The following is a 23,007-nucleotide window of genomic DNA, read 5'->3' as shown; positions in this document are numbered from 1 at the left end:
AGAAATAAATGTGCTGTGAACGATCCGGAACGGGCCGCGTTGTATTGACCGTCAGGCGATGGAAAGTCATAGCCGGACCGAGACGGCACGACGGTCGTGGTGCCGCGATTCTGTGATTTGTACTTGCCGGAAAATCGGAAATGTCCCTGCCGCTCTTTGCCGAAGCCCTGATCCGGGAACTGGCCCTCGAGGCGGAGAAGAGGGTGGGTCCGGAGCGCTCGGCGATCGAGGCGCTTACAGGCGAGATCCGGACACTGGGTGAAACCCTCAATCTACTGGCCCGCAAGGAACTGCGCGAGATGGACCTCGCGCATGTCCTCTCGCGCATCAAGGCCGGGTTTGACGATGAGCAGGTGCTGGCCGCCACCCGCCGCGCCCAGGAGACCTGCGCCAGCTTCTTCAGCGCCGCCCGCTTGAAACGGCCGCCTGCCCCGGACCTGTTGCTCAATCAGTTGGTCACCGACATCGAAAGCGTGATGCTCTCGCTCGTCCACGCAGTCACCAAGTCCTTCTGACCCCTGCGCCGGAACAGCGCCCAAAAGCCGCTTTTCCCGCACCGTGGTGATGGTTTAGACAGCCCCCATGTCGGACAAGGTGGAAATCATCGTCGTTGGAGCAGGGGTCGTGGGGCTCGCGATTGCCCGTGCGCTCGCCACCCGTGGCCGCGAGGTGCTGGTCATCGAGGCGGAAGGCGATATCGGCACGGGCACGTCGTCACGCAATTCGGAGGTCGTACACGCCGGCATTTATTATCCGAAAGGGAGTCTCAAGGCCCGGCTCTGCGTCGAGGGCCGCGACAGGCTTTACAGCTACTGCGAGGCGAATGGTGTGGCGGTGAAGCGGCTCGGCAAGCTCATCGTCGCCACCTCGGCAGAAGAAGAAGCGAAGCTCAATGGCATCGCCGCCCATGCCAGCGCCAACGGCGTCAGCAATCTCGTCCGCCTCACGCGGGCGGAAGCGCAGGCGCTGGAGCCGGAGGTGAACTGCACCTCGGCGCTTTTTTCTCCCTCCACCGGCATTGTCGACAGCCACGGCCTGATGATGGCGCTGCTCGGCGAGGCGGAAGCCCATGGCGCGCTGCTCTCGCTCCGTACCCGGATGATTGCGGCGTTCCCAACGGCAGATGGTTTCGAGGTGCGGGTCGCTGCCGGTGACGATGGGGAGATGACGCTCGCCTGCGATCGTTTCATCAATGCGGCAGGCCTCGGCGCGTGGGATGTGGCGCGCGGCATTGCGGGGCTGCCGCCCGAACACATTCCGCCCCACCACCTCGCCCGCGGGGCCTATTGCAGCGTCTCCGGCAAATCGCCCTTTTCGCGTCTCATCTATCCCGTGCCGGTACCGGGCGCGCTCGGCATCCATGCCACGCTCGACATGCAGGGGCAGGTGCGGCTTGGGCCCGACATCACCTGGATCGACCGGGTCGACTACACCGTGCCGGAGAGTGCGGCGGAAAAGTTCCGCGCCGCCTGTCTGCCCTATTGGCCCGGGCTCGCGGATCGCGAGATCACGCCCACCTATTCCGGCATCCGCCCCAAGATCAGCGGTCCCGGTGAAGCCAACGCAGATTTCCGAATCGACGGCCCGGCGCAGCATGGCCTGCGCGGCCTCGTCAACCTGTTCGGGATTGAATCGCCCGGCCTCACCAGTTCGCTGGCGATTGCCGACTACGTGGCCGGATTACTTGACCAGTGAGCCCATGCGCCGCATGGCGAGCGCATAACCTTCCACGCCAAAGCCCGCCAGCACGCCATCGGCCCGCGTAGAGACATAGGAGTGGTGGCGGAAGGCTTCGCGCTTGTGCACGTTGGAGATATGAACTTCCAGCACCGGTCCGTCATAGGCATTGAGCGCATCGAGAATGGCGATGGATGTGTGCGTGAAGGCACCCGGATTGATGATGAGCCCCGCGGCCTTGTCGCGTGCCTCGTGGATCCAGTCGATGAGGTCGCCCTCGCGGTTCGATTGCAGCAGCTTCACCGCAAGTCCGAAACCCTTGCCCACCTCGGCACACGACGCTTCAACGTCGGCCAGCGTCTCCTTGCCGTAGATCTCCGGCTGGCGCTTGCCGAGCAGATTGAGGTTGGGTCCGTTCAGGATGTAGATCGTCTTGCTCATGGGGTGCTTATGGGGTGCGGTTGCTCAGATGTCGAGCGCCTCGATGTTTGCGAAGGCGGTGCGCAGGGCCTTCGACCATTCCGCGGACAGCATCTTGAAATAGGGATCGTCGGGACCGATGCGCTTGGTGTGTTCCACCTTCAGCGAACCGGACTCGTAGGTGAGAAGGTCGATGGGGAGGCCGACGCTGAGGTTCGAACGCAGCGTGGAATCGAAGGAGAGCAGCACCATCTTCGCGGCCTCACCCAGTTCCATGTCGCTCCGCGCCACGCGGTCCAGGATCGGCTTGCCGTACTTGTGCTCGCCGATCTGGAAGAAGGGCGTGTCGGGTGTCGCCTCGATGAAGTTGCCGGCGGCATAGATGTTGAACAGCCGCGGACGCTCCTTGCCGATCTGGCCGCCGAAGATGAAGCTCGCGGCAAAGGCTTCGCCGTTTGACGTCAGGTGCGCTTCGTCCACCGCCTTCACTTCGCGGATGGCATTGCCCACCACATGCGCCGCCTGGAACATGGTGGTGGCGGTCTTGAGCGTCTCGCCTTCTTCCGGCGGATGCAGTTCATGTTCGCTGAGCATGCTCACCACCGCCTGCGTTACCGCGAGGTTGCCGGCGGTCAGCAGCACGAACACCCGGTCGCCCGGATATTCCCAGGTGTAGAGTTTCTTGAACTTGCCGACGTTGTCGACACCCGCATTGGTGCGGGTGTCGGCGGCCATGACGAGGCCCTTGTCCAGCAGCATTCCGACGCAATAGGTCATGGGTGATTCCGAGCCGTTTCGGCTACTGTTGCGCAATCTCGACGCGAACTTCAACCGTCATCTGTTCGGTGCCGCTGCCGCCCCGGCGGAAGCCCCTGACCGGGGCCACGGCGGCGGCATCGAGGCCCGCGGCGATCCGCACATAGTGGTCGGTCGGGCTTTGGCCGTTGGCGCCGTCAAAGCCCACCCAGCCCAGGTCCGGAACCATGATCTCGGCCCAGGCGTGGGCCGCGGCGGAGGAGGCGCCCACCCCCGTCACCAGGTAGCCCGTCACATAGCGGGCCGGAAGGCCGAGGTGCCGCGCCAGCGTAATCATGATGTGGGCGTGGTCCTGGCAGACCCCGCGGCCATCACTGAAGGCTTCGGCGGCGGTGGTGTGAGCGTGGGTGGTGCCCACTTCGTAGGCCACGGCCTCATGCACCGCCCGCATGATGGAATGGGCCAGCTCGAGCGGCGGCAGCTTGCGGTCGAAGCGCGAAGCGAACTTCATCAGGTCCGGGCTGGCTTGGGTCGCCGGGGTCTGGCGCAGGTAGACCGCCTCGGGAATGAGATTGGGAATGCCCCGCACGACGCCCGCCGTGTCGGAGGTTTCGACCTCGCCCTCGGCCGCGATGGTGAGCACGCCGGAATGGCCGCGCACCGTCACGAGATGGGTAATGTTGCCGAAGCCGTCCTTGTGACTGAGGCTCGAACTCGATCCCCGGCGCCGAGATCGTCCAGGAGATCGTGCGCTGCCCTTCGAAGTTCACCGGCATGAGATAAAGCCGCTGCACCAGGTAGGAGGGTGCGGCGTCATAGGCATAGTGGGTGGCGTGCTGGATCTTGAGGCGCATCGTCCGTCCGCTCAGGGGAAGTTGTAGGTCGTGGCGATGTCACGCGACAACTGGTTGTTGCTCTGGATGAAGTGCTGCAGGTATTCATGCAGCCCGCTCTGGAAGATGTCTTCCATCCGCCCCTTGCGCAGGCCGTCGCGCGTCTCCTCAGCCTGGGCATGAATGTCGTAGCGCTTGCCGTGAAGCTGCGCGAGACCTGCCAATGCCGTGCAGATCCACGAATAGCTGAACAGCAGCGAGCGCGGCATCTCCTCGCGCAAGATCAGGAACTCGGCGACAAGCCATGCCTTGTAGCCGCTGTTGCGGTAGAACCAGCGATAGGCCCGGTGCGCCGAGACGCTGCGCAGGATCTGTCCCCACTGGTGCAGGTCGATGTCGCTGCCCACGTCGGTGGCCTTGGGCAGCAGGATGAAATACTTGACGTCGAGAATGCGCGCGGTGTTGTCGGCGCGTTCGACGAAGTTGCCGAGCTGGCTGAAGTAGTAGTTCTCGTTCCGGAGCATGGTGCCCAGAATGGCGCCGCGGAACGACATGGAGCGCTGCTTCACCCAGTCGAGGAAGACGGGCAGGCGGTCCGGCGTGAGTTCGGCGGGGTTCACCGCCACGAGATCGTTCCACGTGGTGTTGATGCTTTCCCACACGTCGCGGGTGAGTGCTGTCCGCACGGCGCGTCCGTTGTTGCGGGCAGTACGCACGACGGAGCGGATGCTCGAGGGATTGCTCTCGTCGAAGATCAGGAAATCCGCCACCTTCTGCGCCGTGATGGTGTCGTACTTGGCGGCGTAGGATTGGTCGCAGGCGGCGCTCAACAGGGTGGAGCGCCATTCGTCGCGATGGCCTTCGATGGCGCCGGGCATCAGCGAAATGCGATGTCCCACTTCAAGGAGGCGCGCCATGTTCTCGGCCCGCTCCATGTAGCGCGACATCCAGAACAGCGATGAAGCGGTCCTTCCGAGCATCAGTCCTCCAGCACCCAGGTGTCCTTGGTGCCGCCTCCCTGGCTGGAGTTGACGACGAGCGAGCCCTTCTTCAGCGCCACGCGGGTGAGGCCGCCGGGGGTGATGCGCACGCGGTCGCCGGAGAGCACGAAGGGCCTCAGGTCCACATGCCGCGGCGCCACGCCGGAGGACGTATAGGTCGGCACCGTCGAAAGCGAGAGCGTCGGCTGGGCGATGTAGTTCTTCGGGTTCGACTTGAGCTTGGCGCGGAAGGCCTCGATCTCCTTCTTGGACGAGGTCGGCCCGACCAGCATGCCGTAGCCGCCGGAGCCATGCACTTCCTTCACCACCAGTTCGGCGAGATGATCGAGCACGTATTTCAGCGACTGCGGCTCCGAGCAGCGCCATGTCGGAACGTTCTTCAGGAGCGGCTTTTCGCCCGTATAGAATTCGATCACGTCGGGCAGGTAGGTATAGATCGCCTTGTCGTCGGCAATGCCGGTGCCCGGCGCATTGACGATCGTCACCTTGCCGGCGCGATAGAGATCGAACAGCCCGGGCACGCCGATCGTCGAGTCCGGGCGGAAGGTGAGCGGATCGAGGAAGGCATCGTCGATGCGGCGGTAGACGACGTCGACGCGCAGCGGCTCCTGCGTGGTGCGCATGTAGAGTGCGCCATCCATCACGAAGAGATCGTCACCCTCGCAGAGTTCGGCTCCCATTTCATCGGCGAGGAACGCATGTTCGAAGAACGCCGAGTTGTGGATGCCGGGGGTGAGCACGACGATGGTGGGTTCGCCTTCGCAGGCGGGCGGCGCCACGCTTTCCAGCGTCTTGCGGAGCAGGGCGGGATAATTCTCGACCGGCGCCACGCGCTGGTGGGCGAAGAGCTCCGGAAAGAGATGCATCATCGTCTCACGGTCTTCCAGCATGTAGGAGACGCCGGACGGTGTGCGGCAATTGTCTTCGAGAACATAGAACTCGTTCTCGCTGATCCGCACGATGTCGATGCCAATGATGTGGGAGTAGATGCCGCGTGCCGGATTGATGCCCATCATCTCCGGCACGAAGGCGCTGTTCTGGATGATCACGTCAGCCGGAATGCGGCCTGCCCGCAGGATGTCCTGGCGGTGATAGATGTCGTGGATGAAGGCGTTGAGGGCGCGCACCCGCTGCTCGATGCCGGCCGAGAGGCGGCGCCATTCCGAGGCGGCGAAGACGCGGGGAATGATGTCGAAGGGGATGAGGCGCTCGGCGGCCTCCTTGTCGCCGTAGACAGCGAAGGTGATGCCCTGGCGGCGGAAACGGTTCTCCGCCTCCTTGATGGCCCGGTCCACATCCTTGCGCTTGAGTGTCTTCAGCCAGTCTTCAACCCGCAGGTAGGGGCTTCGCACCTGCCCCGACTTGTCCTGCATTTCATTGAAGATGTCTGCCACGCCAACGCCCCTTGTCCTGCCCATGATGGCGTCAATTCCAATGACTTGGCAAGTGTCGTGCTGCTGCAAATTAAGGCAGTTCTGCCGTCGATGCTTGCACCCGGCCCGGGGCTTTGGCATGTCCGGAGGCGGGAGACGAAAGTCGTGGGCACGGAAGCGCCGTTTACACACGTGATTTTTGACTGCGACGGCGTGCTGGTCGACAGTGAGGGTCTTTCGGCGGCGGTGCTCATGGGCATGATGGCCGAAATCGGCCTGCCCATCACCCCCGAGATCTTCCGCACCGACTTCCTGGGCCGCAGCTTCGCCAATGCCGCCGCGCGCGTGCTCACCCGCTTCGGCCGCCCCATGCCGGATGATTTCCAGACGCATTACCGTTCCCGCCTGCTCGACCGCATGCGGGCGGACCTCCAGCCCATGGCGGGCATTTTCCCCGTTCTGCAGAGCATGGCCGTGCCCTTCTCGCTCGCCACCAGCAGTTCGCCGCAGCGCCTTGCCGTCTCGCTCGAGGTGACGGGGCTCGAACCCTTCTTCCGTGGCCGCTGCAGCACCGCCTCCGAGGTCACGAACGGCAAGCCCGCGCCCGATCTCTTCCTGCTCGCGGCCGAGCGCATGTCTGCCGATCCTCAGCGCTGCCTCGTGATCGAGGACAGCGAAATGGGCATTCTCGCCGCCCAGGCGGCGGGCATGCAGGTCTGGCATTTCAGGGGCGGCGTGCACATCAAGGCGGGCTATGAACTGCCGCCCGGACTCGAACCCGACCGCCGCATCGCCGACATGGCGGAGTTGCTTGCGGCTTTCGCACGCGCTGGCATTTGTGCGCCACCCGCTGTAGCAGATGCGGGCGAGGAGAAGGCCCATGGCGCGTAAACCGGAACCAGAGAAGGAACGTCTTGACGACGCCGCGCGGGCTGGCTGGCTCTATTACATCGCCGGCAACACCCAGGACGAGATCGCGAAGAAGCTCGGCATTTCGCGGCAGACGGCGCAGCGTCTTGTCTCGCTTGCCGTCACCGAGCGCCTCATCAAGGTGCGCTTCGATCATCCGCTCGGCCGCTGCCTCGAACTCTCCGACAGGATGAAGGAACGCTGGGGCCTCGAGTCTTGCGAGGTCGTTCCCGCCGATCCCACAAGCACCTCCGAGACACTCGGCATCGTCGAAGCCGCGGCGGCGGAAATGGAATCCTATCTCGTCTCGCAGCATCCGGTGATCCTCGCCCTCGGCACGGGCCGCACCCTGCGCGCCGTCGCCGAGCAGATCAGCCCGATGGAGTGTCCGCAGCACAAGATCGTCTCGCTGGTCGGCAACATCGGGCCGGATGGTTCGGCCACGGTGTTCGACGTCGCCTCGCGCGTCGGAGACCGGGTGGGCGCGCCGCACTATCCCATGCCCTTTCCGGTGATCGCCGCCACCATCCACGAGAAGAACCTGCTCATTGCGCAGAAGTCGCTGAAGAACGTCATGGACCTCGCCGCCCAGGCGGACGTGACCTACGTCGGCATCGGCACCGTCGACGATACCGCCGCCCTTCTGCGCGATGGTTTCGTGCGTGCCGACGAGCTGCGCGCCATGGTGAAGGCAGGCGCGGTGGGTGAAATCACCGGCTGGAGCTTCGACGCCGACGGGCAGTTGGTGGAGGGTCTGGTGAACGACCGGGTGCTCAGCGTGCCGCTCGAATCCCCGGTGCGCCGCAAGGTCGTGGGCGTGGCCATGGCGCCCGGCCGCCTCAAGGCGATCAGGGGGGCTTTGGTGGGTCATCTGATCAATGGCCTGATCACCAACGAGACCATGGCCGAACAATTGCTAAAGAAATGAGCGAATGCTCAATTTGAAATCAGCGTTTAAAATCAATCTGTTGCCGCGTTGCGGAAAAGTCCGTTCGGCGCCGCAGCGACGAATCCGCCTTGACTCATTGGCAGCCTCGATGTGACATATTCCCGCGCCGTGAGCAAAAGCTCAGGTTGCACATGGGAGGTTCCAAAATGAAATCAATGCTGAAGGGCGTGCTTGGCGCGCTCGCCATCGCCGCGCTGTCCTCGACCGCGTTCGCCGAAACCAAGCTCACCATCGCCACCGTGAACAACGGCGACATGATCCGCATGCAGGGTCTGACCGACGACTTCACCAAGGCCAATCCGGACATTTCACTCGAGTGGGTGACGCTCGAGGAAAACGTGCTGCGTGAAAAGGTGACGACCGACATCGCCACCAAGGGCGGCCAGTTCGACGTTCTCACCATCGGCACCTATGAAGTTCCGATCTGGGGCAAGAAGGGCTGGCTCGTGCCGCTCACCCAGGTCGATGACCCGGCCGACCTGCTGCCCGCCATTGCCGGCGGCCTCACCGTTGATGGCAAGCTGATGGCTGCACCGTTCTACGGCGAAAGCTCCATGGTCATGTACCGCAAGGACCTCGTCGAAGCCGCCGGCGAGAAGATGCCGGATGCGCCCACCTGGGACGACATCAAGCGCATCGCCGACAAGATCACCAACAAGGACAAGGAAATCTATGGCGTGTGCCTCCGCGGCAAGGCCGGCTGGGGTGAGAACATGGCGTTCATCACCGCCACTTCCAACTCCTTCGGCGCCCGCTGGTTTGACGAGAACTGGAAGCCCCAGTTCGACAGCGCCGAATGGAAGGATGCGCTCACCTTCTATCTCGACCTCCTGAAGGCCGATGGCCCTCCCGGCGCGTCGTCCAACGGCTTCAATGAAAACCTCGCCCTCTTCAACGCCGGCAAGTGCGGCATGTGGATCGACGCCACGGTCGCTGCCTCCTTCGTGACGGGCAAGGATTCGACCGTTGCCGACAAGGTCGGCTTCGCTCTCGCCCCGGACAAGGGCCTCGGCAAGCGCGGCAACTGGCTGTGGGCCTGGTCTCTGGCCATTCCCGCCGGCACGCAGAAGGAAGACGCCGCCCAGAAGTTCATCGGCTGGGCCACCTCGAAGCACTACACCGAACTGGTGGCGGCGAAGGAAGGCTGGGCCAACGTTCCTCCGGGCACGCGCACCTCGCTCTATGCCAACCCGGAATACGCCAAGGTTCCGTTTGCCAAGATGACCCTCGACTCGATCAACTCGGCTGACCCGACCAAGCCCACCGTGAAGCCGGTGCCCTATGTCGGCGTGCAGTTCGTGGCCATTCCGGAGTTTGCCGGTCTTGCCACCACTGTGGGCCAGATCTTCTCGGCAGCGCTTGCTGGCGAAAAGACCGCGGATGAAGCACTTGCGGAAGCGCAGGATGCGGCGACCCGCGAAATGACCAAGGCCGGTTACATCAAGTAACGCCTTCCTCCCATGACGACTGGACTGCCCGGCGCTAAGCTGGGCAGTCATTTTCGCCGCGCTTCATGCGGCGCCTCGGTTCCAGGGTGGGCAACATGGCGACACAGCAATCACGTCAACTCGGCCGCCTCGCGGTGGCGCCTTCGGTGGTGGCACTCTTCCTGTGGATGATCGTGCCCCTGGCGATGACCATCTGGTTCTCGCTCTTGCGCTACAACCTGCTCGATCCGAACTACGCCTGCTCGCTGCTCACGCCAGGCCAGCTCTTCGACGAGGCGAACCGCTGTTTCGCCGGCACCTCGAACTACTACTACTTCCTCACCGATCCCGCCTTCTTCAAGGCCATGGCGAACTCGCTCATCCTCGTGGGTTGGGTGCTGCTGATTTCCGTGGTGGGCGGCACGCTGCTCGCTCTCCTGCTCGACCAGGCGATCATGGGCCGCAACATCGTCCGCCTGATGGTGATCGCACCTTTCTTCGTCATGCCCACCGTCTCCGCGCTGGTGTGGAAGAACATGATGATGCATCCCGTGCAGGGCTTCATCGCCTGGATCACGAAATCCTTGGGCTTCGGCGCCATCGACTGGTTCGCCCATTACCCCATGACGGCGATCGTCATCATGGTGGCGTGGCAATGGCTGCCCTTCGCCACGCTGATCTTGCTCACTGCACTCCAATCCTTCGACGAGGAGCAGAAGGAAGCAGCCCAGATGGACGGCACGCCGCCACTCTCCTTCTTCTGGTACATGATCGTGCCGCATCTGGCACGGCCCGTCACCGTGGTGGTGCTGATCGAGACGATCTTCCTGCTCAATGTCTTTGCCGAAATCTATGTTTCGGGCTCGGGCGGGCGCGCCGGCAACCTGCCGTTCCTCGTCTATCAGTACGGCCTGATCTCGAACGACATCGGTGGCGCATCCGCCGGAGGCCTCATCGCCGTGGTGCTCGCCAACATCGTCGCCTTCTTCCTGATGCGCATGATCGGCAAGAACCTGGAGGGCTGAAGCATGGCACGCGCAATCTCTCCCCGCCGCAAATGGTTCTTCACCATCCTCGCCTGGTCCGTGGCCTTCATCATCTTCTTCCCGATCCTCTGGACCTTCCTCACCAGTTTCAAGACGGAAGGCGACGCCATCCTGATCCCGCCGAAGTTCATCTTCTTCGACTGGACCACCGAGAACTATGGCATCGTCCAGGAGCGCTCCAACTACTTCAAGTTCGCCATGAACTCGGTGATCCTGGCGCTGGGCTCCACCTTCTTTGCGCTGCTGATCGCCATTCCTTCCGCCTGGGGCATGGCCTTCGCACCCGGCAGGAAGACCAAGGACCTGCTGATGTGGATGCTCTCCACCAAGATGATGCCGCCCGTGGGCGCCTTGATCCCGATCTACCTGATCTTCCGTGACTTCGGCCTGCTCGACTCGCGCGGCGGCATCATCACCGTGCTGATGCTCCTCAACCTGCCGATCATCATCTGGATGCTCTACACCTACTTCAAGGAAATCCCCGCCGAGATCCTCGAGGCCTCGCGCATGGATGGCGCCACGGTGTGGAAGGAACTCGTCTACGTGCTCACCCCCATGGCGGTGCCGGGCATTGCCTCGACGGTTCTGCTCAACGTCATCCTCGCCTGGAATGAAGCCTTCTGGACGCTGTCGCTCACCACCAAGGAAGCGGCACCCCTCACGCAGTTCATCGCCAGCTATTCCTCGCCCGAGGGCCTGTTCTGGGCCAAGCTCTCGGCTGCCTCCACCATGGCGATTGCCCCCATCCTCGTGCTCGGCTGGTTCGCCCAGAAGCAGCTTGTGCGCGGCCTGACATTCGGAGCGGTGAAGTAACATGGGAACGATCTCACTCAGGAACGTGCGCAAGGCTTTTGGCGATGCCACCATCATCCCCAATGCCAACCTCGACATCGGCAACGGCGAGTTCATCGTCTTCGTCGGCCCCTCGGGCTGCGGCAAGTCCACGCTGCTCCGCCTCATCGCGGGCCTCGAGGACCTCACCTCCGGCGTGATCGAGATCGACGGCAGGGACGTGACGGCGGCAGCACCCTCCGAACGCGGCCTCGCCATGGTCTTCCAGTCCTACGCCCTCTACCCGCACATGAGCGTGCGCAACAACATCGCCTTCGGCCTCAAGATGGCGGGCGTGCCCAAGGCCGAGATCGACGAGAAGGTGGCGAAGGCCGCCGCCACCCTGAACCTGACCGAATACCTCGACCGCAAGCCCCGCCAACTCTCGGGCGGCCAGCGCCAGCGTGTTGCCATCGGCCGCGCCATCGTGCGCCAGCCCAAGGCCTTCCTCTTCGACGAGCCGCTCTCCAACCTCGATGCGGCCCTGCGCGTCAACATGCGCGTCTTCATCATGCAGCTCCACAAGGACCTGGGTTCGACCATGATCTATGTGACCCACGACCAGGTGGAGGCCATGACCATGGCCGACCGCATCGTGGTGCTGAACCGCGGCAACATCGAGCAGGTGGGTTCGCCGCTCGAGCTTTACAACAATCCGGACTCGCTCTTCGTCGCGGGCTTCATCGGCTCCCCCAAGATGAATTTCATCACCGGTGCGGAAGCGGCAAAGCACAAGGCACACACGATCGGCATCCGTCCGGAGCACATCGAGATCGCGGCCGGGGCAGGGACGTGGACGGGCAAGATCGCGCTTGCCGAACACCTGGGCGCCGACAGTTTCCTGCATGTGGATGCCGGCCCCGCAGGCCGCCTCGTGGTGCGCGCGCCCGGCGATTTCCGCGGCAAGGATGGCGATGGCATTTCCCTCAAGCCTGACTTAAACCGTCTTCACAGGTTCGATGAGAACGGGAAGGTAATACGTTGATGCGATTGAAAGATAAGGTTGCGATCATCACCGGCGGCGCACGCGGAATCGGCGCTGCCATTGCGCAAGGTTATGTCCGGGAAGGGGCACGCGTCTGCGTCGCCGACATCGAATTCGAGGAGGCGCAGAAGACCGCCAAGGCGATCGGCGGCGGCTCCTTCGCCTTCAAGCTCGATGTCACAAACCTCGCCTCTGTTGCCGATTGCGTCGCCGCCGTCGAGAAGGAGGCAGGCGGTGTCGACATCCTCGTCAACAACGCTGCCATCTTCGACATGGGCCCGCTCGAGGAGATTTCCGAGAAGAGCTACGAGAAGGTCTTCGCCGTCAACGTGAAGGGCGTGCTCTTCATGATGCAGGCGGTGGCGCGCTCCATGGTCAAGCGCGGCAAGGGCGGCAAGATCATCAACTTCGCCTCCCAGGCCGGCCGCCGCGGCGAGCCCCTCGTCGCCGTCTACTGCGCCTCCAAGGCGGCGGTGATCTCGCTCACCCAATCGGCGGGCCTTGCCCTCATCAAGCACAAGATCAACGTGAACGGCATTGCCCCCGGCGTCGTCGATACACCCATGTGGGAGCATGTCGATGCCCTCTTCGCCAAATACGAGAACCGCCCGCTCGGCGAGAAGAAGCGCCTCGTCGGCGAGGGTGTGCCTTACGGCCGCATGGGCCTGCCCGACGATCACGTCGGCTGCGCCGTCTTCCTCGCCGGTGCCGAGAGTGATTACGTCGTCGCCCAGACCTTCAATGTCGACGGCGGACAATGGATGAGTTGAGACCATGCCCAAGCTTTCCCTGAGTTCCGTTCGCGGCCTGAATGCCACGGTGAGCACGCCGCATTATGCGCGTTCCGCCCTGAAGCCCGGCATCGTCCATTTCGGCGTGGGCAATTTCCATCGCGCCCATCTCGCGGTCTATCTCGATGACCTCTTCAACATGGGCCTCGATCAGGACTGGGCCATCATCGGTGCTGGTGTGCTGCCCTCCGACGAGGTGATGCGCCAGAAGCTCGAAGCCCAGGATTATCTGACGACCGTGGTGGAGCAGGAGGCCAATGTCAGTTCCGCTCGTGTCACGGGCGCGATGATCGACTTCATTCCGCCCGCAGACCGTGTGCGCCTTCTTGCCACGCTGGAAGACCCCGCCATCCGCATCGTCTCGCTCACCGTGACGGAAGGTGGCTACATGATCAATCCGGCGACGGGGAAGTTCGATCCCGCCCATCCGGCCATCGCGCGCGATGCTACCAATTCGAAAGACCCGACCTCGGTCTTCGGCCTCATCCTTGCAGGCTTGGCCCGCCGCAGGGCCAAGGGCATTCCGCCCTTCACGGTCATGTCGTGCGACAACGTTCCCCACAATGGCGTCGTCACCCGCAATGCCGTGGCGGGCCTTGCGCGCCTGTTTGATCCTGATCTTGCCGCCTGGGTTGAGGCCAACGTCGCCTTCCCCAATGCCATGGTGGATCGCATCACCCCTGCCACCTCCGATCGCGAACGCGCCCACGTGGAAGAAACCTATGGCATCACCGATGCCTGGCCTGTCTTCTGCGAGGAGTTCAAGCAGTGGGTGGTGGAGGATCATTTCCCGCTCGGCCGCCCGCAGTGGGAGAAGGTCGGCGCGCAGTTCGTGCCCGACGTCACGCCCTTCGAATACATGAAGATCCGCATTCTCAACGGCGGCCATGCTGTCATCGCCTATCCGGGCGGCTTGCTCGACGTGCATTATGTCCATGAGGCCATGCAGCATCCCCTCATCCGCGGCTTCTTCGCCAAGGTGGAGGAGGAGGAGATCATCCCCTCGGTGCCGCCGGTGCCCAATACTGATCTCGCGGACTACTACAAGCTCATCGACCGCCGCTTCTCCAATCCGAAGATCGGCGACACCGAGCGCCGCCTCTGCCTCGACGGTTCGAACCGCCAGCCCAAGTTCATCGTGCCCGTGATCGCCGACAACCTGAAGGCGGGGCGTTCGATCAAGGGTCTTGCCCTCGAGTCGGCGCTGTGGTGCCGCTACTGCTATGGCGTGAGCGAAGCAGGCAAGGTGATCGAGCCCAACGATCCGAGCTGGGACCGCCTGCAGGCCCTCTCGCGCAAGGCCAAGGATGATCCGCTGCAATGGCTCACCATGGATGACATCTATGGCGACGTGGCGAAATCAGAAACCTTCCGAACCGCCTTCGCTGCGGCTCTCGGCAGCCTGTGGAGCAGGGGTACGGCGCAAACGCTCACGGACTACGTGGGCGGGTGATTGCACAGTATTTGCTGCGGCGCGACACTCCGACCGCGTTCGCATGCTTCGAGGCCGCTGCGCGGCACCTCAGCATGAGGGAATAACTTACGTCCTCATCCTGAGGTGCGAGGCGAAGCCGAGCCTCGAAGGATGCACATCAGTCTCCACGCCCCCCATTGCCCCCTTGCAATCCCCAATCGCACCCTGTATATGCGTATATTAGAATTAACGCATGTTATAGAAAAGGAACCGAACCATGTGTCTCGACAAGGTCGTCATGAGGTTTGCAGGGGTGGTGGTGCTGGTCTCGGTGGCGCTGGCGCATTTCGTCTCGCCCTACTGGCTGCTGCTCACCGTCTTCGCCGGCTTCAACCTGATCCAGGCGTCGTTCACCGGCTTCTGCCCGGCGGCCATCGTCTTCAAGAAGCTGGGCGCAAAGCCCGGTCCAGCCTTCGAGTGATCACTTCGACGGCGGGCAGAAAAGATCGCTCAGCAGCCTGAGGGTGCGCGCCACGTTCTTGTCGGCGAGCTGATAGTAAATGGTCTGGCCGTCGCGCCGGGTTTTCACCAGGCCCTCGCGGCGCATCAGCGCAAGGTGCTGCGACGTGGCGCTCTGGTTGATGCCGATCGCATCCGCGAGTTCGCCCACCGGCCTCTCGCCCTCCATGATCAGGCAGAGAATGCGCAGGCGGTTGGGATTGGCGAGCGACTTCAGGAAGTCGCTGGCCTTCTCGGCGGAACGGTTCAATTCTTGTATATTCATATTTGCGTATCTTCTAAAATATACATATATAGGGACTTGGCAAGCGGAATTGGAAGCAGGGCAGGGACATGACGCGTATGAAACGGATAGCGGCTGGCATTGTGGGCCTTTTTGCATTGATTCAGCAAGGGCTTGCGGGCGAGATCAAGGTCACGCCAATGGCCGTGTCCGACTACAAGTCGGTCTTCGGCCAAGTGGAAAGCCGGGATGTTGTGCCCGCCCGCGCCCGCATCGGCGGCACCATCGTTTCCCTGGCGGTGGATGAAGGCTCGGCCGTGAAGGCGGGCGATGTCATTGCAACCGTGGTGGATGACAAGCTTGCCCTGCAACTCGAAGCCCTTGATGCCCGCATCGCCGCCCTTGGCGCGGAACTCGCCAACGCCCTCACGGAACTCGATCGCGGCAAGAAGCTCCTCGCCCAGGGCGTGGTGCCGAAGAGCAGGGTGGATACCCTGCAGACGCAATATGATGTGCTGAACCGCCAGGTCGAAGCCGCCAAGGCCGAACGCTCCGTGCTCGTGCAGCAGTCGACCGAAGGCCAGGTGATCGCGCCGGCGCCCGGCCGCGTGCTCACCGTGCCCGTCACCAAGGGTTCGGTCATCATGCCGGGCGAAACCGTCGCCCGCATTGCGGGCGGCGGCTATTTCCTCCGCCTGTCCCTGCCTGAGCGTCACGCCGCCATGATCAGGGAGGGCGACGTCGTCCGCGTCGGTGCCCGCGGCATGGGTGACCAATCCGCCAATGGCGCCCGCGAGGGCAAGCTGGTGAAGGTCTATCCCGAACTGGATGGCGGCCACGTCATCGCCGATGTGGAGGTGGATGGCCTCGGCGACTTCTTCGTGGGCGAACGCACCCTGGTCTGGGTGCCGGTTGAAACCCGCGAGGTGATCAGTGTCCCCGCTGCCGCCGTGAGCAACAGGCACGGCGTCGACTATGTCACGGTGAAGGGCGCCGATGGGCCCCTCGACGTCGCCGTCATCGTCGGCGGCATCACGCCCGGCGAGAACGGTCCCCAGGTTGAAATCCTCTCCGGCCTTTCCGCCGGCGATACGGTGATCACGCCATGAAGCTTGGAATTGCCGGCGGCCTCACGCGCTCCTTCATCGCCTCGCCGCTCACCCCTCTCTTTCTTCTTGCCGCCTTCATGGTGGGCCTCGTCGCACTCATCACGCTGCCGCGCGAGGAAGAACCGCAGATTTCCGTGCCCATGGTGGACATTCATGTCCATGCCGATGGCCTCAAGGCGGAAGATGCGGTGAAGCTCGTCACCGAGCCTCTCGAAACCATCATCAAGAGCATCGACGGCGTCGAGCACGTCTATTCCCAGACCCGCGATGACGGCGCCATGGTCACGGCCCGCTTCCTCGTCGGCACCAGCCCCGATGCCGCGATCCTGCGCGTGCACGAGAAGGTGCGCGCCAACATGGACCGCATCCCCGTGGGCATTCCGGAACCGCTGATCGTCGGCCGCGGCATCGATGACGTTGCAATCGTGGTCCTCACCCTTTCACCGAAGCCCGAGGCCGCCGCCCACTGGACGGCGGATGGCATCAGCCGCGTCACCCGCGAGCTACAGGTCGAACTCGCCAAGCTCGATGACATCGGCCTGTCCTACATTGTCGGCGAACAGACTGAGGAAATCCGCATCGAGCCCGATCCGGAAAAGCTCTCGCTCTACGGCATCACGCTGCAGCAGCTGGCTGGCAAGGTCTCGGGCGCCAACCGCTCCTTCGAGGCAGGCCAGGTCCGCGATGGCGGCAAGCAGATCTCCATCATGGCGGGGCAGACCCTGCAGTCGCCCGCTGAAATCGGCAACATCCTCATCACCGCGCGTGATGGCCGCCCGGTCTATGTGCGGGATGTCGCCCGCATCGTCCTCGTGGGCGACAGCAACGAAACCCGCGTCAATTCCATTGCCAAGACGGAGAGTGGCGTCACCTCGGTCCCCGCCGTCTCGCTTGCCATCGCCAAGCGCCCCGGCACCAACGCCGTGGTGATCTCCGAGCACATCGTCCAGCGCCTGGAAGAGCTGAAGGGCAGCGTCGTGCCGGACGACCTTCGCGTCGAGGTCACGCGCAACTACGGCGAAACCGCCAACGAGAAGGCCAACGAACTCCTCTTCCACCTCGGCCTTGCCACCATCTCCATCGTGATCCTCGTCGCTCTGGCGATCGGCTGGCGCGAGGCGCTGGTGGTCGCCATTGTCATTCCCACCACGATCCTGCTCACGCTCTTCGCGGCCCGCATCATGGGCTACACGCTGAACCGCGTCAGCCTCTTTGCCCTCATCTTCTCGATCGGCATTCTGGTGGATGATGCCATCGTGGTGATCGAGAACATCGCCCGCCACTGGGCCATGAAGGATGGCCGCAGCCGCATCGATGCAGCCGTGGATGCCGTGGCCGAGGTGGGCAATCCCACCATCGTCGCCACCCTCACGGTGGTGGCGGCACTGCTCCCCATGCTCTTCGTCTCGGGGTTGATGGGCCCCTACATGAGCCCCATTCCGGCCAATGCCTCCGCCGCGATGATCTTCTCCTTCTTCGTCGCCGTCATGGTCACGCCCTGGCTGATGATGAAGTTCGGCAGCGCCCATGGCCACGCAGCTCACAATGAACATGGCGGCGCCACGCCCGGCGGCGTCTTCGGCCGCGTCTATCTTGCCGTCGCCCGGCCTGTTCTCAAGAGCAAGGCGCGGAGCTGGCTCTTCCTCATTGCCGTGGGCATCGTGACGCTGGCGTCGCTCGTCCTCTTCTACACCAAGGACGTGACGGTGAAGCTTCTCCCCTTCGACAACAAGTCGGAACTGCAGGTCGTCGTCGATCTGCCGGAAGGCGCCTCGGTTGAAACCACCGATGGCCGCCTCAAGGAAATCGCCGCCAAGGGGCTGGCGCTCCCCGAAGTGATTTCGGTGCAGACCTATGCCGGCACCGCCGCGCCCTTCAATTTCAACGGCCTCGTCCGCCATTACTACGTGCGCAGCAATCCCGAGATGGGCGACGTGCAGCTCACCCTCAGCGGCAAGTCGGACCGGAGCCGCACCAGCCATCAGATCGCGCTTGATCTGCGCGAGAGGCTGAAGGCGCTGCCCATGCCGGAGGGCACGTCCGTCAAGGTGGTGGAGCCGCCGCCCGGCCCGCCGGTGCTCGCCACGCTGCTTGCGGAAATCTACGGCCCTGATCCGGAGACCCGCCGCGCCACTGCCGCAAAGGTGCGTGAAGCCTTTGCCAAGGTGCCCTTCGTCGTCGACATCGACGACAGCTACGGCGTGCAGAAGCCGCGCCTGCGCGCCGCCATCGACCAGGACAATCTCGAGTATCACAAGGTCGAGGAAGCGGATGTCTATTCAACCCTGCAATATCTCTTCGCCCAGACCACCGTCGGCTATTCCCATCGCGGTGGTGGCCGTCAACCCATCCCCATCCGCCTCAGCCTGCCCAAGTCGGAGAAGGTGCTGGACGAGCGCGTTCTCTCCACGCCCGTGCCTGCGAATGCCCTTCCCGGCGGCCGTGGTGTCGTCGAACTGGGTGACGTGGTGCGGGTGAAGCAGGAGCAATCCTCCTTCCCCATCTTCCGCCACAACGGCAAACCCGCCGAAATGGTGCAGGCCGAATTGGCGGGCGCCTTCGAGGCTCCCGTCTACGGCATGCTCGATGTGGGCCGCGCCCTCGACCAGGTGGACTGGACAGGCCTCGTCAAGCCGGAGGTCATTCTCCACGGCCAGCCGATCGATGAATCGAAGCCGTCGCTGCTGTGGGATGGCGAATGGGAAGTGACCTGGGTCACCTTCCGCGACATGGGTGCCGCCTTCGGCGTGGCGCTGCTCGGAATCTACATTCTCGTCGTGGCGCAGTTCAAATCCTTCAAGCTGCCGCTCGTCATCCTCACGCCCATTCCGCTCACCCTGATCGGCATCATGTTCGGGCACTGGATCTTCGGCGCGGCCTTCACCGCCACCTCCATGATCGGCTTCATCGCGCTCGCCGGCATCATCGTGCGGAACTCGATCCTGCTCGTCGATTTCGTGCGCCATGCCGACATGACCGGCCGCGACCTGCGCGACGTGCTGCTCGAGGCAGGCGCCATCCGCTTCAAGCCGATCCTCCTCACCGCCATTGCCGCGATGATTGGTGCTGTGGTGATCCTGGCCGACCCCATCTTCCAGGGCCTCGCCATCTCGCTGCTCTTCGGCCTTGCCTCGTCGACGGCGCTCACCGTCATCGTCATTCCCGCCATCTACATGGCGCTCCGCTACAAGGCGCCGCCGCCTGCGGCCACGCCCACATCTGTAACCGATACTGATCATCCGCAATCCGAAGTGCTGTCATAGGGAGGAAATCATGGCGCATATCGTTGTTCTCGGGGCCGGCTTGGGCGGCACCATCATGGCCTACGAGATGAAGGAAAAGCTCCGGCCCGAAGACACCATCACGGTCATCACCAAGGAGCCGAGGTACCACTTCGTACCGTCGAACCCCTGGGTCGCCGTGAACTGGCGGAAGCGCGAGGACGTGGAAGTCGATCTCGCACCCGTCTTCGAGAAGAAGGGCATCGCCTTCCGGCCCTCGCCCGCGACCAAGGTCGATCCCGCCATCAACGCCATCACGCTCGAGGATGGCTCCACCGTCACCTACGACTATCTCATCATCGCCACCGGCCCCGAACTCGCCTTCGACGAGATCGAGGGCTTGGGGCCCCACGGCGGCTTCACCCAGTCCGTCTGCCACGTCGACCATGCCCAGAAGGCGGGGCAGGCCTTCGAGGAATTCTGCAAGAATCCCGCCCCCATCATCGTGGGCGCAGTGCAGGGCGCTTCGTGCTTCGGTCCGGCCTACGAGTTCCTCTTCATCCTCGAAACGGAACTCCGCCGCCGCAAGATCCGCGACCGCGTGCCCATGACCTTCGTGACAGCCGAACCCTACATCGGCCACCTCGGCCTTGATGGGGTGGGCGATACCAAGGGCCTGCTCGAGGGCGAAATGCGTGGCCACCACATCAAGTGGTCCACCAGCTCGCGCGTCAAGAAGGTGGAACAAGGCAAGATGACTGTGGAGGAGGTGGGTGATGACGGCAGCGTCAAGGCCACCAAGGAACTGCCCTTCGGCTTTGCCATGATGCTTCCCGCCTTCCGCGGCATCGCACCCTTGCGCGGCATCGAGGGCCTGTCGAACCCGCGCGGCTTCACCATCATCGACAAGCACCAGCGCAACCCGACGTTCAAGAACGTCTTCGCCGTCGGTGTCTGCGTCGCCATTCCACCCATGGGGCCCACACCCGTGCCCTGCGGCGTGCCGAAGACCGGCTTCATGATCGAGTCCATGGTCACGGCAACGGCCCACAACATCGCCCTGCTGCTCCGCGGTGAGGAGCCGAAGCATCAGGCCACCTGGAATGCCGTGTGCCTTGCGGACTTCGGTGACTCAGGCGTTGCCTTCGTGGCCCAGCCGCAGATTCCGCCGCGCAACGTCAACTGGTCGTCGTCGGGCAAGTGGGTGCACGGCGCCAAGATCGGCTTCGAGAAGTACTTCCTCCACAAGATGCGCCGCGGCACCAGCGAGACCTTCTACGAGAAGCTGGCGCTCGATGTGCTGGGCATCGGCAAGCTGAAGGAAACCACGATCAGCGCCTGAGGTGCCGTCCAGCCGTTCTCGACAACAAAAAAGGAGCGCAGCCTGTGGCTTGCGCTCCTTTCCTCAGCTCTTCCTGAAACGGCTTACGCCACCTTCTGCGGGCGCATGTCCTTGGCATCGACGCCAGCCACCACCACGGGCTTCTTCATGGCGTCGCGGCGGAAGGGGTCGCCCAGTTCCTGGTTGATCATGGCTTCGATGAGCGTGGTCTTGCCGTGCTTCATCTGGTCCTCGATCGCCTTGGCAAGCGCATCGCGGAGCTGGTCCATGGTGCGGGCCTGCACGCCCTGAAGGCCACAGGCCTTGGCGATGCCGGCATAGGTCACCTCGGGGTCAAGCTCGGTGCCCACGAAGTTGTCGTCGTACCACAGGGTGGAGTTCCGCTTTTCCGCGCCCCACTGATAGTTGCGGAAGACGACCATGGTGATCGCCGGCCATTCCTTGCGGCCGATGGCGGTGAGTTCCGTGACCGCGATGCCGAAGGCGCCGTCACCGGCAAAGCCCACGACGGGCACATCCGGGCAGGCGATCTTGGCGCCGATGATCGACGGCAGGCCATAGCCGCAGGGGCCGAACAGGCCGGGGGCGAGATACTTGCGGCCCTCTTCGAACGAGGGATAGGCATTGCCGATGGCGCAGTTGTTGCCGATGTCGGAGGAGATGATGGCATTGCGCGGCAGCGCGCTCTGGATCGCACGCCAGGCCATGCGCGGGCTCATCCAGTCGGGCTTCGCCTTGCGGGCGCGCTCGTTCCACGTGGTGCCCGGATCATCGTTCTCGTGATCCATCGACGAGAGCTCCTGCGCCCAGCGCGACTTCGTGGTGGAGATCAGGTTCTTGCGCTCGGCGCGGCCGGCGTCGCCCGCCTTGGGCGAGAGGCGGGCCAGGATGCCTTCCGCCACGCGCTTGGCATCACCCACGATGCCCACGGCCACCTTCTTGGTGAGGCCGATGCGGTTCGGGTTGATGTCGACCTGGATCACCTTGGCGTCCTTCGGCCAGTATTCGAGGCCATAGCCCGGCAGCGTCGAGAAGGGGTTGAGGCGCGTACCCAGCGCCAGCACCACATCCGCCTGCTTGATCAGTTCCATCGCCGCCTTGGAGCCGTTGTAGCCCAGGGGCCCCGCGAACAGCGGGTGCGAGCCGGGGAAGGCGTCATTGTGCTGGTAGCCCACGCAGACCGGCGCATCGAGGCGCTCGGCCAAGGCCTTCGAGGCCGGGATGGCGCCACCGATCACCACGCCTGCACCGTTCAGGATCACCGGGAACTTCGCTTCCGACAGCAGCTTCGCAGCGAGCGAGAGCGAGTCGTCGCCGCCCGAGGGGCGCTCGAAATCGACAGGCACCGGCAGCTCGATATCGACCACATGGGTGAAGAGGTCGCGCGGCATGTTGATCTGTGCCGGCGCGGACAGGCGCTTGGCATTCATGATCACGCGGTTCAGCACTTCCGCCACGCGGTGCGCATCACGCACTTCTTCCTGGTAGCAGACCATGTCCTTGAACAGTGCCATCTGTTCCACTTCCTGGAAGCCGCCCTGGCCGATGGTGCGGTTGGCGGCCTGAGGCGTCACGAGCAGCAGCGGCGTGTGGTTCCAGTAGGCGGTCTTCACCGCGGTCACGAAGTTGGTGATGCCCGGGCCGTTCTGGGCGATCATCATGCACATGCGGCCCGAGGCGCGGGTGAAGCCGTCGGCCATCATGCCGCCCGAGCCTTCATGGGCGCAGTCCCAGAAGGTGATGCCCGCGCGGGGGAAGAGGTCAGAGATCGGCATGAAGGCCGAGCCGATGATGCCGAAGGCATTGTCGATGCCGTGCATCTGCAGAACTTTGATGAAGGCTTCTTCGGTGGTCATCTTCATGTGGGCGTGTCTCCGGAATGAGGGGTCCAGTTGAAAATATCCGGCTTGCTGGACCTATGCTAGGTCCAGATTGCCCGGTCCGCTGGAACCGTGGGGTGTAGAGCAGGCCTGCGGAGGATTTGCGACGGATTTCAGGATGATGGGGAGGGGGAAGCCGCGGCGATTGCGAAGCGAGCGGGCCCCATGGTACGAGGGACGGGCACGCGCCCGTAGCTCAGCAGGATAGAGCACAGGTTTCCTAAACCTGGGGTCACAGGTTCGAATCCTGTCGGGCGCGCCATCCCTTTTCATCGTCATTCCATGCGAGCAACGCGCTTGC

General features: G+C 63.6%; 21 protein-coding genes, 1 tRNA gene and 1 pseudogene. 15 read left to right on the top strand and 8 right to left on the bottom strand.

Features of this window, described 5'->3' with window-relative positions; genetic code table 11:
* Positions 1–140 precede the first annotated feature (140 nt).
* Entirely contained in the window at positions 141–515 is a 375-nt protein-coding gene (locus QM801_RS13570; RefSeq protein WP_415019744.1) for a hypothetical protein, read from the top strand.
* A 67-nt stretch (positions 516–582) separates the two neighbouring features.
* Positions 583–1,695 carry an NAD(P)/FAD-dependent oxidoreductase gene (locus QM801_RS13565; protein WP_415019743.1) on the top strand — a complete coding sequence of 371 codons (1,113 nt, stop codon included), beginning with the start codon at positions 583–585 and terminating at the stop codon, positions 1,693–1,695.
* Here the strand turns inward: QM801_RS13565 and aroQ are convergent.
* The 6 genes and pseudogenes from aroQ to QM801_RS13535 all read right to left on the bottom strand — a co-directional run bounded on the left by aroQ (position 1,681) and on the right by QM801_RS13535 (position 6,060).
* Complete coding sequence (gene aroQ / locus QM801_RS13560) at positions 1,681–2,118, bottom strand: type II 3-dehydroquinate dehydratase (protein ID WP_415019742.1); 438 nt, start codon at positions 2,116–2,118, stop codon at positions 1,681–1,683. The two genes, QM801_RS13565 and aroQ, sit on opposite strands and share 15 nt — an antisense overlap.
* A 24-nt stretch (positions 2,119–2,142) precedes the next feature.
* Complete coding sequence (locus QM801_RS13555) at positions 2,143–2,874, bottom strand: peptidase (RefSeq protein ID WP_415019741.1); 732 nt, start codon at positions 2,872–2,874, stop codon at positions 2,143–2,145.
* 22 nt (positions 2,875–2,896) lie between these two features.
* Positions 2,897–3,520, bottom strand: a complete 624-nt coding sequence (locus tag QM801_RS13550) for a transglutaminase-like domain-containing protein (RefSeq protein WP_415019740.1) — start codon at positions 3,518–3,520, stop codon at positions 2,897–2,899.
* Positions 3,521–3,635: 115 nt separating this feature from the next.
* Positions 3,636–3,707, bottom strand: a pseudogene (locus QM801_RS13545) (hypothetical protein); the annotation flags it as partial.
* Positions 3,708–3,718: 11 nt separating this feature from the next.
* Positions 3,719–4,666 carry an alpha-E domain-containing protein gene (locus QM801_RS13540; protein ID WP_415019739.1) on the bottom strand — a complete coding sequence of 316 codons (948 nt, stop codon included), beginning with the start codon at positions 4,664–4,666 and terminating at the stop codon, positions 3,719–3,721.
* Entirely contained in the window at positions 4,666–6,060 is a 1,395-nt protein-coding gene (locus QM801_RS13535; RefSeq protein ID WP_415020929.1) for a circularly permuted type 2 ATP-grasp protein, read from the bottom strand. The genes QM801_RS13540 and QM801_RS13535 overlap by 1 nt, the downstream gene beginning before the upstream one ends.
* Before the next feature lie 192 nt (positions 6,061–6,252).
* Between QM801_RS13535 and QM801_RS13530 the strand changes: the two genes are divergently transcribed.
* The 9 genes from QM801_RS13530 (at position 6,253) to QM801_RS13490 (ending at position 14,893) form a co-directional block, all read left to right on the top strand.
* Positions 6,253–6,951 (top strand): HAD family hydrolase, encoded by a 699-nt coding sequence (locus QM801_RS13530; RefSeq protein ID WP_415019738.1) that lies wholly within the window; start codon positions 6,253–6,255, stop codon positions 6,949–6,951.
* Positions 6,941–7,897 carry a sugar-binding transcriptional regulator gene (locus QM801_RS13525; protein ID WP_415019737.1) on the top strand — a complete coding sequence of 319 codons (957 nt, stop codon included), beginning with the start codon at positions 6,941–6,943 and terminating at the stop codon, positions 7,895–7,897. Before QM801_RS13530 ends, QM801_RS13525 begins: the two co-directional genes overlap by 11 nt.
* A gap of 167 nt (positions 7,898–8,064) precedes the next feature.
* Positions 8,065–9,366, top strand: coding sequence for an ABC transporter substrate-binding protein (locus QM801_RS13520; protein WP_415019736.1), 1,302 nt, complete (start codon positions 8,065–8,067; stop codon positions 9,364–9,366).
* A 95-nt stretch (positions 9,367–9,461) separates the two neighbouring features.
* On the top strand, positions 9,462–10,370 hold the full coding sequence (locus QM801_RS13515; RefSeq protein WP_415019735.1) for a carbohydrate ABC transporter permease: 909 nt from the start codon (positions 9,462–9,464) through the stop codon (positions 10,368–10,370).
* Positions 10,371–10,373: 3 nt separating this feature from the next.
* A complete protein-coding gene (locus tag QM801_RS13510; RefSeq protein WP_415019734.1) occupies positions 10,374–11,204 on the top strand; it encodes a carbohydrate ABC transporter permease in 831 nt (276 codons plus the stop codon).
* A 1-nt stretch (position 11,205) separates the two neighbouring features.
* A complete protein-coding gene (locus tag QM801_RS13505; protein WP_415019733.1) occupies positions 11,206–12,207 on the top strand; it encodes an ABC transporter ATP-binding protein in 1,002 nt (333 codons plus the stop codon).
* The gene (locus QM801_RS13500) at positions 12,207–12,977 is read left to right on the top strand and encodes an L-iditol 2-dehydrogenase (protein ID WP_415019732.1); all 771 of its coding nucleotides are present in this window, start codon (positions 12,207–12,209) and stop codon (positions 12,975–12,977) included. The genes QM801_RS13505 and QM801_RS13500 overlap by 1 nt, the downstream gene beginning before the upstream one ends.
* 4 nt (positions 12,978–12,981) lie before the next feature.
* Positions 12,982–14,451, top strand: coding sequence for a mannitol dehydrogenase family protein (locus QM801_RS13495; protein WP_415019731.1), 1,470 nt, complete (start codon positions 12,982–12,984; stop codon positions 14,449–14,451).
* 238 nt (positions 14,452–14,689) lie between these two features.
* Entirely contained in the window at positions 14,690–14,893 is a 204-nt protein-coding gene (locus tag QM801_RS13490; protein ID WP_415019730.1) for a DUF2892 domain-containing protein, read from the top strand.
* Here the strand turns inward: QM801_RS13490 and QM801_RS13485 are convergent, their stop codons facing one another.
* The gene (locus QM801_RS13485; RefSeq protein WP_415019729.1) at positions 14,894–15,196 is read right to left on the bottom strand and encodes an ArsR/SmtB family transcription factor; all 303 of its coding nucleotides are present in this window, start codon (positions 15,194–15,196) and stop codon (positions 14,894–14,896) included. It lies immediately after the preceding gene.
* Between the two features lie 68 nt (positions 15,197–15,264).
* On the opposite strand from QM801_RS13485, the gene QM801_RS13480 reads away from it, so the two are divergent.
* The 3 genes from QM801_RS13480 to QM801_RS13470 are packed head-to-tail and all read left to right on the top strand — an operon-like array spanning position 15,265 to position 20,826.
* Complete coding sequence (locus QM801_RS13480) at positions 15,265–16,263, top strand: efflux RND transporter periplasmic adaptor subunit (protein WP_415019728.1); 999 nt, start codon at positions 15,265–15,267, stop codon at positions 16,261–16,263.
* The gene (locus tag QM801_RS13475; RefSeq protein ID WP_415019727.1) at positions 16,260–19,526 is read left to right on the top strand and encodes an efflux RND transporter permease subunit; all 3,267 of its coding nucleotides are present in this window, start codon (positions 16,260–16,262) and stop codon (positions 19,524–19,526) included. Before QM801_RS13480 ends, QM801_RS13475 begins: the two co-directional genes overlap by 4 nt.
* Before the next feature lie 10 nt (positions 19,527–19,536).
* Positions 19,537–20,826, top strand: coding sequence for an NAD(P)/FAD-dependent oxidoreductase (locus tag QM801_RS13470; RefSeq protein ID WP_415019726.1), 1,290 nt, complete (start codon positions 19,537–19,539; stop codon positions 20,824–20,826).
* An 83-nt stretch (positions 20,827–20,909) separates the two neighbouring features.
* Here QM801_RS13470 and xsc read toward each other — a convergent pair whose 3' ends face one another.
* Positions 20,910–22,688 (bottom strand): sulfoacetaldehyde acetyltransferase, encoded by a 1,779-nt coding sequence (gene xsc / locus QM801_RS13465; RefSeq protein WP_415019725.1) that lies wholly within the window; start codon positions 22,686–22,688, stop codon positions 20,910–20,912.
* Positions 22,689–22,891: 203 nt separating this feature from the next.
* Between xsc and QM801_RS13460 the strand changes: the two genes are divergently transcribed.
* Positions 22,892–22,968, top strand: a tRNA-Arg gene (locus QM801_RS13460).
* Positions 22,969–23,007: the final 39 nt, after the last annotated feature.

The organism is Aestuariivirga sp. (genome assembly GCF_047600585.1).
In the GTDB taxonomy this organism is placed as follows: domain Bacteria; phylum Pseudomonadota; class Alphaproteobacteria; order Rhizobiales; family Aestuariivirgaceae; genus Aestuariivirga.
Note: the sequence above shows the minus strand (reverse complement) of the source record. Positions and strands in the feature narration are given on the sequence as shown.

What these genes read in the sequence shown, in the direction of transcription:
- QM801_RS13570 (WP_415019744.1), top strand. Translation starts at nt 141, where the DNA reads ATGTCCCTGCCGCTCTTTGCCGAAGCCCTGATCCGGGAACTGGCCCTC.
- QM801_RS13515 (WP_415019735.1), top strand. Translation starts at nt 9,462, where the DNA reads ATGGCGACACAGCAATCACGTCAACTCGGCCGCCTCGCGGTGGCGCCT.
- QM801_RS13525 (WP_415019737.1), top strand. Translation starts at nt 6,941, where the DNA reads ATGGCGCGTAAACCGGAACCAGAGAAGGAACGTCTTGACGACGCCGCG.
- QM801_RS13510 (WP_415019734.1), top strand. Translation starts at nt 10,374, where the DNA reads ATGGCACGCGCAATCTCTCCCCGCCGCAAATGGTTCTTCACCATCCTC.
- QM801_RS13500 (WP_415019732.1), top strand. Translation starts at nt 12,207, where the DNA reads ATGCGATTGAAAGATAAGGTTGCGATCATCACCGGCGGCGCACGCGGA.
- QM801_RS13475 (WP_415019727.1), top strand. Translation starts at nt 16,260, where the DNA reads ATGAAGCTTGGAATTGCCGGCGGCCTCACGCGCTCCTTCATCGCCTCG.
- aroQ (WP_415019742.1), bottom strand. Translation starts at nt 2,118, where the DNA reads ATGAGCAAGACGATCTACATCCTGAACGGACCCAACCTCAATCTGCTC.
- QM801_RS13520 (WP_415019736.1), top strand. Translation starts at nt 8,065, where the DNA reads ATGAAATCAATGCTGAAGGGCGTGCTTGGCGCGCTCGCCATCGCCGCG.
- QM801_RS13505 (WP_415019733.1), top strand. Translation starts at nt 11,206, where the DNA reads ATGGGAACGATCTCACTCAGGAACGTGCGCAAGGCTTTTGGCGATGCC.
- QM801_RS13555 (WP_415019741.1), bottom strand. Translation starts at nt 2,874, where the DNA reads ATGACCTATTGCGTCGGAATGCTGCTGGACAAGGGCCTCGTCATGGCC.
- QM801_RS13490 (WP_415019730.1), top strand. Translation starts at nt 14,690, where the DNA reads ATGTGTCTCGACAAGGTCGTCATGAGGTTTGCAGGGGTGGTGGTGCTG.
- QM801_RS13470 (WP_415019726.1), top strand. Translation starts at nt 19,537, where the DNA reads ATGGCGCATATCGTTGTTCTCGGGGCCGGCTTGGGCGGCACCATCATG.
- QM801_RS13480 (WP_415019728.1), top strand. Translation starts at nt 15,265, where the DNA reads ATGACGCGTATGAAACGGATAGCGGCTGGCATTGTGGGCCTTTTTGCA.
- QM801_RS13495 (WP_415019731.1), top strand. Translation starts at nt 12,982, where the DNA reads ATGCCCAAGCTTTCCCTGAGTTCCGTTCGCGGCCTGAATGCCACGGTG.
- QM801_RS13535 (WP_415020929.1), bottom strand. Translation starts at nt 6,060, where the DNA reads ATGCAGGACAAGTCGGGGCAGGTGCGAAGCCCCTACCTGCGGGTTGAA.
- QM801_RS13565 (WP_415019743.1), top strand. Translation starts at nt 583, where the DNA reads ATGTCGGACAAGGTGGAAATCATCGTCGTTGGAGCAGGGGTCGTGGGG.
- xsc (WP_415019725.1), bottom strand. Translation starts at nt 22,688, where the DNA reads ATGAAGATGACCACCGAAGAAGCCTTCATCAAAGTTCTGCAGATGCAC.
- QM801_RS13485 (WP_415019729.1), bottom strand. Translation starts at nt 15,196, where the DNA reads ATGAATATACAAGAATTGAACCGTTCCGCCGAGAAGGCCAGCGACTTC.
- QM801_RS13540 (WP_415019739.1), bottom strand. Translation starts at nt 4,666, where the DNA reads ATGCTCGGAAGGACCGCTTCATCGCTGTTCTGGATGTCGCGCTACATG.